The 12,195-nt window shown below is 65.9% G+C and carries 9 protein-coding genes and 1 tRNA gene; 1 reads left to right on the top strand and 9 read right to left on the bottom strand.

All coding sequences use genetic code 11. From position 1 onward, the window contains the following. Positions 1-73 precede the first annotated feature (73 nt). Positions 74-157: transfer RNA gene (locus ACLP9N_RS29225), tRNA-Tyr, on the top strand. Between the two features lie 314 nt (positions 158-471). Here the strand turns inward: ACLP9N_RS29225 and ACLP9N_RS29220 are convergent. The 9 genes from ACLP9N_RS29220 to ACLP9N_RS29180 form a co-directional block, all read right to left on the bottom strand. Next, positions 472-1,671, bottom strand: coding sequence for a peptidoglycan-binding protein (locus tag ACLP9N_RS29220; RefSeq protein ID WP_442410632.1), 1,200 nt, complete (start codon positions 1,669-1,671; stop codon positions 472-474). A 149-nt stretch (positions 1,672-1,820) separates the two neighbouring features. Beyond that, positions 1,821-4,862 (bottom strand): NAD(P)-binding protein, encoded by a 3,042-nt coding sequence (locus tag ACLP9N_RS29215; RefSeq protein ID WP_442410631.1) that lies wholly within the window; start codon positions 4,860-4,862, stop codon positions 1,821-1,823. Next, entirely contained in the window at positions 4,859-5,263 is a 405-nt protein-coding gene (locus tag ACLP9N_RS29210; RefSeq protein ID WP_442410630.1) for an SCP-2 sterol transfer family protein, read from the bottom strand. The genes ACLP9N_RS29215 and ACLP9N_RS29210 overlap by 4 nt, the downstream gene beginning before the upstream one ends. After that, the gene (locus tag ACLP9N_RS29205) at positions 5,256-6,275 is read right to left on the bottom strand and encodes a hypothetical protein (protein WP_442410629.1); all 1,020 of its coding nucleotides are present in this window, start codon (positions 6,273-6,275) and stop codon (positions 5,256-5,258) included. The genes ACLP9N_RS29210 and ACLP9N_RS29205 overlap by 8 nt, the downstream gene beginning before the upstream one ends. Continuing rightward, on the bottom strand, positions 6,272-6,553 hold the full coding sequence (locus ACLP9N_RS29200; RefSeq protein ID WP_442410628.1) for a hypothetical protein: 282 nt from the start codon (positions 6,551-6,553) through the stop codon (positions 6,272-6,274). The genes ACLP9N_RS29205 and ACLP9N_RS29200 overlap by 4 nt, the downstream gene beginning before the upstream one ends. Continuing rightward, entirely contained in the window at positions 6,550-7,008 is a 459-nt protein-coding gene (locus tag ACLP9N_RS29195) for a hypothetical protein (RefSeq protein ID WP_442410627.1), read from the bottom strand. Before ACLP9N_RS29195 ends, ACLP9N_RS29200 begins: the two co-directional genes overlap by 4 nt. Continuing rightward, positions 7,005-8,183, bottom strand: a complete 1,179-nt coding sequence (locus ACLP9N_RS29190; RefSeq protein ID WP_442410626.1) for a polyprenyl synthetase family protein — start codon at positions 8,181-8,183, stop codon at positions 7,005-7,007. Before ACLP9N_RS29190 ends, ACLP9N_RS29195 begins: the two co-directional genes overlap by 4 nt. Further along, on the bottom strand, positions 8,183-9,001 hold the full coding sequence (locus tag ACLP9N_RS29185; protein ID WP_442410625.1) for a hypothetical protein: 819 nt from the start codon (positions 8,999-9,001) through the stop codon (positions 8,183-8,185). The genes ACLP9N_RS29190 and ACLP9N_RS29185 overlap by 1 nt, the downstream gene beginning before the upstream one ends. A 93-nt stretch (positions 9,002-9,094) precedes the next feature. Beyond that, the coding region (locus ACLP9N_RS29180; RefSeq protein WP_442410624.1) for a GAF domain-containing protein at positions 9,095-12,195 on the bottom strand (3,101 nt) is incomplete at its 5' end.

Here is a 12,195-nt window from a genome sequence, read left to right as displayed (position 1 = left end):
CATTGGATTCGTCCCTTCATCCGGGTGATGGCCGTTTGTGCTTTGTCTACCCGCTCGTTGTAACCTGTCTGGCGGCAGGTTGCCCGAGCGGCCAATGGGAGCGGACTGTAAATCCGTCGCGAAAGCTACACTGGTTCGAATCCAGTACCTGCCACCACCAGGTCAGGGACTGTTTCCAGTCCCCGCGATCGGCTTCACGCCAGATGATGCAGCGGAACCGTCGATACCTGCGGATCGCCGACACCGCATCGGTGAAGGCGTACCGGACCTGGCCCAGTGTCAGATGACTACCAAGGGCAGAATGGAAGACCAGCGCGCCAACACCCTGATGGACCACAATCGGGTGCCGTGTGCAATCTCCTGACGCGCATCGTGCTACCGACCATTATGTGAGCCACCGTCATCTGAACACGCACCGGCTGGAAAACCAACATTCACCCGTTGCAGATCCAGTGGATTGTGTGGGTCAGGTCAACGTCGTTGTCGGCGTCGCTGTTTGGGTTCAGCACCCGCACCTTTTGTTGGGGAAACGGGCGCCGCAAGTTCTGGCGCCGGCGCCGCTGGGCGGCTGGTGAGCAGACTCCGCACCCAGCTCACCCCGCCGCTGATGTCGTACGGCGAGTAATGCGGGTTCGGTTTGTCGTCCAGGAACACCACCCCCGAAGTGATCGCACGGATGATCGCCCAAACCTCCTCCAGGGGCCTGTGGAACAGCTGGCTGATTTGGAAGGCCAGCGAGAACGGGTCCGAGAACGCGTCGCCGCGAGCGACGGCCTGGTACACAGCCGCCCTGGCCTTGCTGGCGTCGTCGTCGCCGTTCTCGGCGAAGATGTCGCCCTCGCGGTAGACGTCCATCCAGTTGTCCGGCTTCACCGGAAACCCGGTCAACCCGAACCGCCTGTAGGGATCGAGGCCGTGCGTTCCTGTATTGGTGACCTGGCCAACAGCCCAGGGAGCTATGCTGTCGGTCTGGCGGCATGGGTTGCCGTACGCCAGCACCCCGAGCAGGTCGGCCTCGCGCCACTCGAGCGGCTTACCGGGTGCGAGTTGATTGATCCAAAAGTCGAATCCGACGATGGCGCCCTGACTGAAGATGCCGAGCACCCACTTGGTGCCCGCCGGGAACGGCACCCCGTTGTCCATCACGGTTGCCGCGACCAGGCGGGCGAGTTCGTTCTCCCCGCTGGAGTTGTCGAACGGGATGGCCCCGTTGTTGTAGCCGATCGGCTGGTGGTGGCAATGGCCCTCGCTCTCCAGTTGAGTAGCCGTGTCAGCCACCGGCCCGACGAACATGTTCGAGGTGTGCCCTTCGACGGTGAACATGATCGGCAGGATCGGCGCCGAGCGCAACCGCACCGGGTCGTCGGCGCCCGGTGGTGGATAACTGCCCAGCCGCCGCCTGACGGCGAGATTGGCGATCGCGTACCCACTCGGGTCGCGGATGATCGACAGACCCGTGCGCTGACAGAACTGCTCGATGGCGCGGGCCACCTGCTGGTCGTAGTTCGGCTGGGCCACCACGCCCAGGTCGCGCGCCCACTGGTACTTGTCGTGCAGCTTGCCCGTCAGCAGCGTGATCGCGTTCCAGTTGGGAGCGTTGCGCGTCGTGTCAGGGTTGTCGACATCGCCGACGCCCAGGCCGATCCATTGGCCGTTCGCGTCATTCACCATGTGAAAGTCGTGTCCTTTGAGTTGACTTCGCTGGTGGCCTTTTCCACCAGCACGCCACGGTCTCGATCAGGGTGCGGCCGCCGGGCTCATCCCAAGTTTCATAGCGCAGGTTCTGAAACCGTCGAACTAGCTCCTCGACTTGTTACCGCTCAGGACGAGGGCCGTTCACCGGCCTTCTTCACCTCCGCCGATAGCGACTGGGCGAGTTCCTCGATTTTCCTGCCGTACGCCGAATTCACTGCCTGCTCGATCAGTGGCTGCGATTCGTGGAGGGAGATTTCGGTCGGGCCCGCTGCGAAGGGTTCGCCGCGTGGGAGAGAAATCTCGGTCTTGAAGTAATCGCTCGGCGGCTGGAACACCAGCGGCTCCACTTGTCCAGAGTCGAAGGGTTGCGCCGCGTCGGGGTCGACGGTCTTGTATTGGCTCACGTAGTCGCGCTCGGGCGCTAGATACACCGGCGGCGGTGGATCGGTCTCACTGCTGGCGTCGTTCCCGGGCGTGGTCTGGCTTCCGCCGCCGGGCGGAGGGGGCGCATCCGGCGGGCGCGGGGGAGAGGATTTCCAGCGCTCGCCGGGGGGCTGCGCGGGCGACGGCTGCGGCGATCCCGGCCGCATGCCCGTCATCTGCTCGAGGTATTGCCGCCAAGCCTGGAGATAGCTGAACAGCTGCTGGGCGTAGTCCCCCGGTGCGGGAGGCATCGGTGCCACCTGAGCGGAGGGTGGCATGAACGGCGCCGTGGGCGGCACGAACGGTGCCGGGGGCGGCATGAATTGCCCTGCCGCGGGCGCGCCGGGCATCACGCCCGGGGGGGTCGGGAATGGCAGTCCTGCCGTCGTGGCCGGCCACTGTTGCAGAAACTGTTGCCAGGCCGAGAGGTAGGCGAGCAGCTGCTGGTTGTAATCCATTGCGGGCGTGAACATTTGCGGACCTCCAGCGAGCGGGGGGATAGGGGACATGGGGACGCTGAGCGCAAGCGCGGCCGGTGCGTCCAACGGATGGGGCAGCGACCGCTGACAGAAATCCGAGTCCAGCGTGCGTAGAACACGGGTGTCGGCCGGCTCCCGGTTTTCGATGTCGAAGACGTAGCAGTAGTCACCTGCCGGTGTCGGCTGCCGAATCGGACTCGACAAGCCCTGATCGAGAAAGCCGAAGGGAAAATCCCACTTGAGCGTGGTCTTATCGCGGCGATCAAGACCGCCCGACTGAACCCAGATGTAGTGGTCGAGAATGGCGTTGACGGCATGGCGTCCCGACTCGCACGCGGCCTCCATCGACGTCATCCGGGTGAAGGTCTTGTTCCAAGTGCCCGCGAAGACCACCGAATTGTTGTGCACCTGATAACCGCCATGGCGCGCCTGCCAGAAATTCCGTTGCTCGAGATCTTGGAGCCACCAGTCCTCGGGCGGCACCCTAGTCCACGACGATACGTGCGGGTTCCACGGGTCGCTGCTGGGTCGATTGTTCCAGTCTCCGACGATCGGAACGAGGTACGGTGACTCATTGCGAACCACGCGGCCCCGGCCCTGACCGGGTCCGGTAGTCATGATCAGGCCGCGATCGAGCGCGTACCACACCGGCCACGGCATGACCTTATCCTCAACGGATTCGACGTTGCTCGTGAGTGCGGAAATGATCTGGCGCCACACCTCCCCGGCGATCTCGTCGGGAGTGCAGTCACGGGCCGCCTTGCCCCGCCCGAACTCGTCGACGAGGTGACTGGAGGGGCTATTGAAATCCCCGATGTCGACCGAGAGCACCGAGACGTAGCCGTCGCGGTCCAGAGTCGGTCGGTTTTGCCACATGCCGTGCTGGTTGATCGATGACAGCGCCCACTCCGTGCCGGCGTACAACATGTGTCCGCGAAGCAACTGGAATTCCGTGTCGAAGTAGTACTGGATGCCACACAGCGTTTGGAACCGATCCCACGGCACCCGTCCCATCTCGTCCAGGGCGTAGGGATTCCGCCGGTGCTCGGGCCGGGTTGGGTTGGGCTGCAGGGGGCCGTCGGGCGGGGGAGGGATGGTGGTGAATCCGTCCAGCCTGGCCACGGTGCCGCCGGTGCCCGCTGCGCGCAGTGCGGAGGTGATGCTTTCGGCTGCCGGGGCGTCGACGGCGACGACCGTGTAGTCCGGGGTCACCCGCGTGCCGTCGGAGAACGTGACCTGAACGCGGGGTCTCAGATGGGGCGGCTGACGCGGGTCGACGGCCGGAGGGTCAAGGCGAGTGGCCGCACTGCGGACGAAGCCGACACCGAGTGCCACGAGGTGGCGATACCAATGGTCGAACCACGACTCGGTGGTGGGACCGTTGAGCACCCCGTCGGCCTTGTTGTCGCGGCGGTCCATGTTCAGGTACAGCTGCAGGTAGGTGGTGATGTTGGTGCGCGCGTCCCCCCATCGCGAGTCGAAAGCGGCCAGCACCCTTGGCATTTTGCGCAAGAAAGCGTCGAAATTCGGTGCGTAGGAGAACTGGTTGGTCCCGGTCTGGCTGTCGTGTCCGACGAAGAAGTCGTAGGCGGACACGTTCTGCAGTTCCAGTTCCCGACGCAGGGGACTGGTGACGAGGTAGCGGAGCAGCCTGCCCTCGAAGGTCGCGAGATCGCCGGCGGTGAAGCCCAGTGTCGTCAGCTGGTTGAGGATGCCGAGAAGCTCACCGGGGCTGCGTGGGAGTTCGCGGGGAAAGACGAGGGACGGCTTGCCGTCGACCGTCATGCCCTGGGTGATCACCCGCCGGACGTTGTCATAGACGGTCAGAGAGGTCGGTGTCCACGCGACCGTGCCGCTGGCCGTCTCCGTGAGTTCGTACACGGGGATGCGCTGGAACAGGTCCCAGATATGGAGGTAGTACGCCGGGAAGAAGCGGAAGCCGTGTTCACCCGCAACCGCTCGTTTAGGGGGATTTGGCTGACCCCGCCGGCCCGGGAAGGGACGCAGCTCAGCTTGGCTCCCGTCGTGCGCGCCCACGGTCGAGTACTGCGACGCGGCGAGGCCGCCGAGCTTGATGGGCGGGTACGTCCCTGCCGGTTCGGTTCCCAGCCCGTTGCGCTCATCCTGCGCAGTCTCGTAAACCGTTACGACGAAGCCGCGCTCGGCAAGTTCCTGCGCGGCGGTGAGGCCGGCGATGCCGGCGCCGAGGACCGCCACCGTGGGACGTCGTTCGCAGGAGGCCGGCGTCCATATGCGCTCGCTCATGGCGGCCCCGCACGGAGTTCGGACAGCAGTGCGGGTTGCGAAGAGGCCCGGACGGCGGCGTGGACGTACGCCAGCAGGGCGTCGTGCGCCCGCTGGACGTCGTCGAGTGAACCCCGGACGCTCACCCTGCCCGCCTCCACGGCCTCGCCGAGGGCCACCTCGGCATCGAGCACCTCGAGGATGGTGGCCCGCGAGGTGGCGATCCGGGCACCGGCGTTGTCCGCCGGACCGTCCGAGACCTGAAGTCGGCCATCGCCGCGCAAGGAAAATAGCTCGCCGTCGACGTCGAGTTCGACCACCATCGGGCCGAGCTCGGCGACCAGGAGGCGATAACTGTCAGGCACCTCGTCCGCCAGGTGCTCGACCGAGCGCCGCAATAGCGACGAAACAGGTTCAGCCATAAATGAACTCGAATACACCGGTGCCGACGAAGTCAATATTCTCGCCGTTGACAGTCCCGCTTGCCCGGGCGGCACCGCCGGTTTCACAGAGCACGGTCGATCGGTCGAGGCGCACCTCGCTCGGCTGGGCCAGGCGGGCGTAGGACTGCGAGCGGAACTCGGCGTGCACCCTGTCACCGGCCCGCGTCGCGGTGACATCGACGCGTTCCGGCACACCGGGCACCTCGCCGTCCAGGAGCAGCCGCATCGGGGGCGGCAACGTGCAGTCCGCTGCGCGGCCGAGTCGGCCGTCGGTGCGGGTCCGCACCGCGGCGTGCCGGAATATCGCGGCGGGCTCATCGTGGTGCCACACGTAAAGCGCCTGGGACAGGCAGCGCAGCCGGCTCCGGTCGGTCATCTGTAGGAACACCATCGACCACGGGTCGGTGGGTTCGGCCGGCAAGATGGTGCCCCACGTCCAGCCGAAGTCGTCGCCCCACCAAAACCGGCCCCAGTTGTGGTCGTGGTAGGCGAGTTCGTCCTCGATGCGGTGCTCCCCGTCTCCGATCCGCAGCCACCCGTGGGCGCGCAGCCTCGGTACGAACAGCCAGCTCATCCGGCCGTCGCCGACCGGTTGGTTGTTGACCACGAAGGGCCGACTCGCCGACGCGAAGTGCAGTTCACCCCGAATGCCGTTGTCGGGCAGATCTATTACCACATGGTAGCCCTCGGGGAGCACGGTCAGCCGGTTGCCGCCGATGGTCAGTTCGCCGAGGTCGGCCGCGACGTCCAGCGCGCCCCCATCGAACCGCTCGATGGCGCCGGTCCACCTCTCGTCGTGGGCGATCACGATGACGCGTGGCGCAAGCCGGAGTTCGTCGGCGCCGGACTCGTTGGTGAGGCTGAAGTTGATCAAGAGCCGCACGCCTCGCCCGTGCACCACGAAGTGGTGCCACTCCTTGAAACCGTTGGGCCGCGCCGCGGCGAGCACGGGGGCGCGGAGGAAGTCGCTGTTCGCGAGTACCGCGCTCATCGCAGCCACCGCAGGGTAGCAAAGGCGGTCGATAGCGGCTCGGGAGTCGGGTTCGGTTGTGGTCCCGCGAAATTGGCGAGTCGCTCGATTGCCGCGCCGAGGCCGGCGAGCCCGAGTAGCGCGTAGACGAAGTCGTCCGGGTCACGGGGACGGCCGAATTTTTTATCGGTGTCCGCGGCCAGCGTGTGAACCACCCGGCCCAGCCCGGCGAGGCCAACCAGGTAGCCGATGAAATTGCTCTGGTCGGCGAGCGCCTCGCGGGGATCCGTCAGCGTCATGCGAACCCCTCGGGGCGCAGGCGAGCCAGGATGGAATCGTCGAGGCCGCGCCCGATGACAGCGTCGGCCAACAGTTCCGCCCACGCGTCGGGCGCGGCGTTGGCCGCGGCGGGGCCGTCGAGAACGTTGAGGCTCAACGTTTCCCAGACGCGTCGGAGGTTCTCAACTGCTTCCGAGGTGACCAACGCGTCGCGCAGCTGGGCCCCGTCGGGTGTATCCGCATAGCGGCGACCTTCGGCGACGAGCAGATCGTGCAGCCCCCGGGCGGCCGCGGGGTTGCCGAGCACCGCGCGACGCACGCCCACCAGCAGATCGAACACCGTCCGCTCCGACCCGGAGGCCTCGTCCGGCGGGGCCGGGAGCAACCGTGGGGTCTCCCGCTCGATGAGGTCGAGGGTGAGCTCGCGGATCCGCTCGAGCTCGGCGAGCATGCCGATCATGGCTTCCGCGTTCATCGGGTCCGCCCGTGTACGTAGTCCACGAGGTCGCACAGCACGTCGCGGTGGCGGCTGCGGGGGAACCAGTCAAGATTGGCAAGCACTTTGGCCGCCTCCCGGGCGTGGCGGCCGGCGACATCCCGGGCGTGCTTGAGCGAACCGACGCGGTGCATCAATTCGTAGAGCCATTGAATGTCGTTGAGGCTCTTCGACTCCGAGGGATGTTGTTCCTGCAGTCGGGCCTGAATTGCGGCCCTCCCCGACGGGGACAGCTGGCCGCTGGCAGTGAGTCGGTCCAGCAGTTCGGTCAGCCTTAGCTCGCCGTCGGGGCTCGGGCGGCGCTTCGCCAGAATCTGCACGGCGCGCTCTTGGTCGTCCGGTTCGGCGCACCGCAAGGTGTGCAACAGCATCAGGGTCCGCTTGCCCTCCCAGAGGTCTCCGCCGATTTCCTTGCCGTAGTCCTCGGGGTCCGCCCGCAGGTTCAGCAGGTCGTCGGTGATCTGGAAGGCCGCCCCGAGGTGCCGGCCGAGGGATTCCAACGGCTCCATTCGCTCGGGCCCGGCTCCGGCCGCGACCGCGCCGGCCTGTAGCGGCGTGATGAACGAATACCAGCTGGTCTTGAGTTCCACCATCTTGAGATAGTCGGCATCGTCGAGCCGCCAGGTGTTGGACCGGACCCACTCGAGCTCCAGCGCCTGGCCGTCGACGGTCAGGCGGGTCATCTTGGCGACGGCCCGCAGGATGCGCAGGGCGGGCCCGAGCCCGACGCGCTCGACGTTGTCGAGCAGCGGTTGCAGCGAGAGCGACAGCATGGCGTCGCCGACGTTGACGGCGATCGGCACGCCGTGGTCGATGTGCATCGTGGGTTTGCCTCGCCGCCACCACGATTCGTCCTCGATGTCGTCGTGGATGAGAAACGCGTTGTGGTAGAGCTCGAGCGTCGCAGCGGTCGGCAGTACCGCTTCGAGGTGGCCGCCGAGCGCGAGGCAGGTGGCGATGCTCAGGGCCGGCCGCAGCCCTTTTCCGCCACGCATCGGGTAGTCGAGGACCATCTCGTGCAGGCTGCTCGCGCCGCCGTCACCATAAAGCCGTTTGATCTCACCGACGCAGGCGTCCCTGCACAACGCGAGATACTCCTCGAGCGGAATCGGCGCCACTGGGACTGGGCGCGCCTCGGGCAGGGTCGATGTCATTACGGATTGAGGATGGCGACGTACCCGTTCACATCCTTGATCCTGAGCGCGTAGCCGATGCGAACGCTGAGTTGGATTGTGTTGGTGGATGTGTCGCCGACGACCTCCAGGCTTGGAGGGATGCTGACTGCAAGGTCCAGCGCCTCTTCGCCCGGTGAGGCGTCCATCGCCCCCGCGGGAGCGATCCGTTGGCGCCGGCCGAGCAGGTATGCCATAACAGATTTTTTGTTGGGTGGCGGCTGCGGCTCCAGCGCCCCAGCGCGTTGTAATGAGTTGATGTGTGCCGGCCGCAACAGCACATCGGTGGCGGGAAACCCATTGGTCGTCAAATTGGTCAGCTGCTTGAGCCCCGCGGTATTTGTGATGAGACACGACGGCGCGCGGTAGCCGCCTGATTCGACCGACACTCGGGCATCGATCAGTGCGTTAAGGATCTCCTGAGGGCCGACCGACCCGCCGCCGCCCGCAACGATCTGCGCGGTTTTCAATGGGGGGGCGACGACGGTGCGAAGAGCGGTGAAGACCGCATCGTCGACCGTCGAGGCCAATTGCACGGTGTCGGCGATAACATTTGCAAGCAGCTCGTCGGGCGTCGGCGCGATCGCCTCGGCCAGCGTCACCTGGAAGGGCACGGCTAGCGGAGGTGTAAGGGGCAAGAAGACGTCCAGGGGAGGGCCCACGTTGTCTCTAGGCACCTGAGTCTTGCTCGGGTCGTGGGTGTCCCAGTGGGGAATGGCTTGCCAGGCGACGCAACACTGCGCGAATGTCTCTGCAACCGTCTTGTTGGCGAGGGCTAACCGCTCAGCGCTCAGGTACATGGCTGTGACTCCTCGAGTGTCGCTCAGATCATGGCAGACAAGGTCAACAAATGCGCAGTACTTCGCCTCAGTTCCAAGAAGTGGAGTATTGCACTACTTATTCATCAGCGCTATCTCCTGTCCTGGGGAAATCTCGCCGCGCGCCACCGCGTCGCAGTGCGCCAGATGCAATGGCGCGACGGGGTCGTCGGGCAGTAACTGGCGGCATCGCTCGAAGGCGGCGCGTGCCGCGTCGACATCGCCGGCGTCGAACAACGCGAAGGCCTTTTCGAAGGCGGGCTGTGCCGAGCGCTTCGCGGCGCGAACTTTAGCCGAATCCTCGTTGTAGACCTCGTAAATCGTCACTGGCTTGCGGCGGTTGACCACCATCACGCGTTCCATCCGACGGACGTCGAACCTATCCGTATCGGCGAGGCGGGAATAGGTCGCATCGGAGATCAGCAAGGCGGAGCCGTAGCGCTTGTTGGTGCTTTCGATGCGCGCGGCAAGGTTTACCGCGTCGCCAATGATGGTGAGCACCATGCGGTTCACCCCACCGACGAGCCCGACTCCCACCGCGCCGGTATTGATGCCGATTCCCGCCCGCAGTTCCTCGGAGCCGTGTGCGACCCGCTCTCGGTTGTGCTCGCGCAAGGAGCGCAGCATGGCCAAGCCCGCCCGGACGGCGTCGGGCTCCGATTCGAAGACGGCGACGATCTCGTCCCCGCGCACGTCCTGGATCATGCCGTTGTAGCTGATGATCGGGAGCTCGACAGCCCGCAGGAAGCCCATCGCCAAGTTGCTCGCCTCGGCAACGTTCATGTCCTCGAGCATCGTCGTGTAGCCCCGGATGTCGCTGATGAGAACCGTCATTTCGCGTTCGACTCGGTAGCCACTGCGGACGCGGCGAAGGTCGTCGATGTCGAGGATGCGCAACAGCTCGTTGGGCACGAACCTCGATTGCACGTCCATGAGGGACTGTCGATGCTCGTCGGCGGCCCGTAGCTGTGCCTCGAGCCGGAAGTTCCACAGGGGCGCGGCGGCCTGGGCGCACAGGAAGGTGGTCGCCTCCTCGTGGCTAGCGCCGAAGTGTCTGCCGGACTCGCCCTGCTCGGCGTAGATCACGCCAAGTGTCTTGTCCTGCAACCTTATCGGGACCACAAGGATGGACGGCCCTGACGCCCGAGCTGCCTGATGCTGACGCCGTCCGGGTGACTCGCCGTTCGGATGGACGTGGTCTGCGACGATGGCCGCGGAGCCGCCGTCCATCACTCGGCACACGATATTCCTGTCGTAGGACACCTCGGTCCACGGCCCGTCCACAATCGAAACGTTGCCGTGGTCATGGATGGCCCGGACCGACAGATCGTCCCCTTCGCCAGTGAGGAACAGGACGCGGTCCGCACCGGTCGTGTCCGCGACCGAGCCCAGAATAATGTTGGCCAAGGCGTCCGGGGTCCGCGCCCCCGACAGCGCACGCAATAGCTGATGTGCGCCGACCGGATCTATACCGGCAGAACCGGACTGAACGAGATCGCGTCTGACTAGCCAGGGGTGCTCCCGCGCTAGCCAGTCCGTGCGCACTGCGAAACCCAGATTGAGCCAGCGCTGGTATGCCGACCGCAGCATGTGTTCGTGCAGCGTCGTCCGCCCGGTGTTGGCATAAAGGCCAGCGACCTCCTCGTGGGCGTACGCACTAATCATTGGAAGCTGGCCTTCCTCGGCCAGTTGGATCGCTTGGTGAAGGTAGCGCTCTGCGTTGGCGTGTTGCCCGCGCGCCCGCGCCCACGACCCCTGGATCAGTGCGTGCGATGCCGCGTAGTTTTCCGGTGCGCCCGCCGCCCACTTGCGATGCAACGACAGTGCCTGGCGCACGAAGCGGGCTGTCGAGCGGTCGCGCGGTGCGTACCGCAACATGCTGAGGGCGCCGACCATGTAGATGAGTTGTGAGACCGAGGTGCCGGCCATACCGCCGATGTGTTCGATTGCCTCTGGCGTGGCAGCGACCGCGCCGGCATGGTCGCCGCACCAGAAGTGCAGGCCCTGCTTCATGGTCGCGGCTACGCTCAGGGCCACCTCGTCGCCCTCACGGCGGGCCGCCGGCAGCACGTCGCGCTCGTCGTAGCCGCTCTCACCGGCGAGGAGGAAGGGATCGGCGCTGCGGCCCATCAAATTGAGGCAGAGCTGCTGCATGGCCTGGCAAAGAGCGGTGGGCACGGGCTGGGAACGGATGTGGGGGATGAGGGAGCTCGCGAGGGCGTCGATCTCCGCGAGCGGACGACCGACCCAGAACGACTGGGAGAGCAGGACCGCGACCAGGAATCCGGCGTATTCCTGGTCGCCTTGGTCGAGTGCCTCCTCGACGGCGTCGCGAAGCTCGCCCAAACCGTCGCGGAGAGGGTGGCGCCAGTGGCGGATGAAATCCAGATACATGAACAGCGTCTCCGGCCGGGCCGCCCGGAATTCCGGTCGCTCGGCAAGCAGCATGCCGACCTCGCCGAAGCGTTGGCTGCCAGCGTGGTCGCCGAGTATCACCAGGAGCAGCCCATAGCTGGCGAGTACCAACGGCGAGGACGGTGTGTGGCCGTGGGCCAGAGTGAGGTCGAGTTGTTTTCGCACCAGCAGGGGAAAGAGGTTGGGCCGGACGATGTATGACATGCTGCGCAGTTCGGCGAGGATGCGCTGGATCTCGATGACGCGCTGGTCATTGCAGTGTGGCAGCCCCAGCAGCCGCTCGTTGTTCCAGCGGAGCATCGTCAGCTTCATTTGGACCATCGCGTTGCCCATCCGCGGCTTGCCCGCCTCAGCCGGCAGCTTTTCGCCGAGCTCGTCGAGCGCCTGCAGCCCAATCTCGAGTGCCTCTCGAAGGCGGTTCTGTGCGACTCGCCCCTTGAGCCGGAGGTAAGCGAGTCGCGCGCGGTCCGCGGGCTCGCGCAGGTTTTCCTCGGCCTCGTCGAGTAGTGCATATAGCGCCGTCACGTCACCGACTAGCAGTGCGGCATCTGCGGCGTCGAGCTGCAGCTCCTGGGTCAGGGGAAAGTGAGTGGCCCAACGCTGCTCACCGAGCAGGTCCAGTGCGTCCCGGCAGTAGTTGAGCGCCAACGGAAACGAGGCCTGCGCCGTCGCCTTCCGCGCCGCACGCCGAAGCACCACGACGAACCGAACGCGCTCGGCGTCGTCTGCGAGCCCACGTCCGCCGATGCCGACGTGGCGCG

The organism is Mycobacterium sp., from assembly GCF_052144515.1.
Lineage (GTDB): Bacteria > Actinomycetota > Actinomycetes > Mycobacteriales > Mycobacteriaceae > Mycobacterium.
This window is presented reverse-complemented; position numbering and strand designations above follow the sequence as displayed.

Bases quoted from the DNA above. Each gene is read 5' to 3' on its own strand.
- ACLP9N_RS29205 (WP_442410629.1), bottom strand. From the start codon at position 6,275: ATGAGCGCGGTACTCGCGAACAGCGACTTCCTCCGCGCCCCCGTGCTC.
- ACLP9N_RS29215 (WP_442410631.1), bottom strand. From the start codon at position 4,862: ATGAGCGAGCGCATATGGACGCCGGCCTCCTGCGAACGACGTCCCACG.
- ACLP9N_RS29220 (WP_442410632.1), bottom strand. From the start codon at position 1,671: ATGGTGAATGACGCGAACGGCCAATGGATCGGCCTGGGCGTCGGCGAT.
- ACLP9N_RS29185 (WP_442410625.1), bottom strand. From the start codon at position 9,001: ATGTACCTGAGCGCTGAGCGGTTAGCCCTCGCCAACAAGACGGTTGCA.
- ACLP9N_RS29210 (WP_442410630.1), bottom strand. From the start codon at position 5,263: ATGGCTGAACCTGTTTCGTCGCTATTGCGGCGCTCGGTCGAGCACCTG.
- ACLP9N_RS29190 (WP_442410626.1), bottom strand. From the start codon at position 8,183: ATGACATCGACCCTGCCCGAGGCGCGCCCAGTCCCAGTGGCGCCGATT.
- ACLP9N_RS29200 (WP_442410628.1), bottom strand. From the start codon at position 6,553: ATGACGCTGACGGATCCCCGCGAGGCGCTCGCCGACCAGAGCAATTTC.
- ACLP9N_RS29195 (WP_442410627.1), bottom strand. From the start codon at position 7,008: ATGAACGCGGAAGCCATGATCGGCATGCTCGCCGAGCTCGAGCGGATC.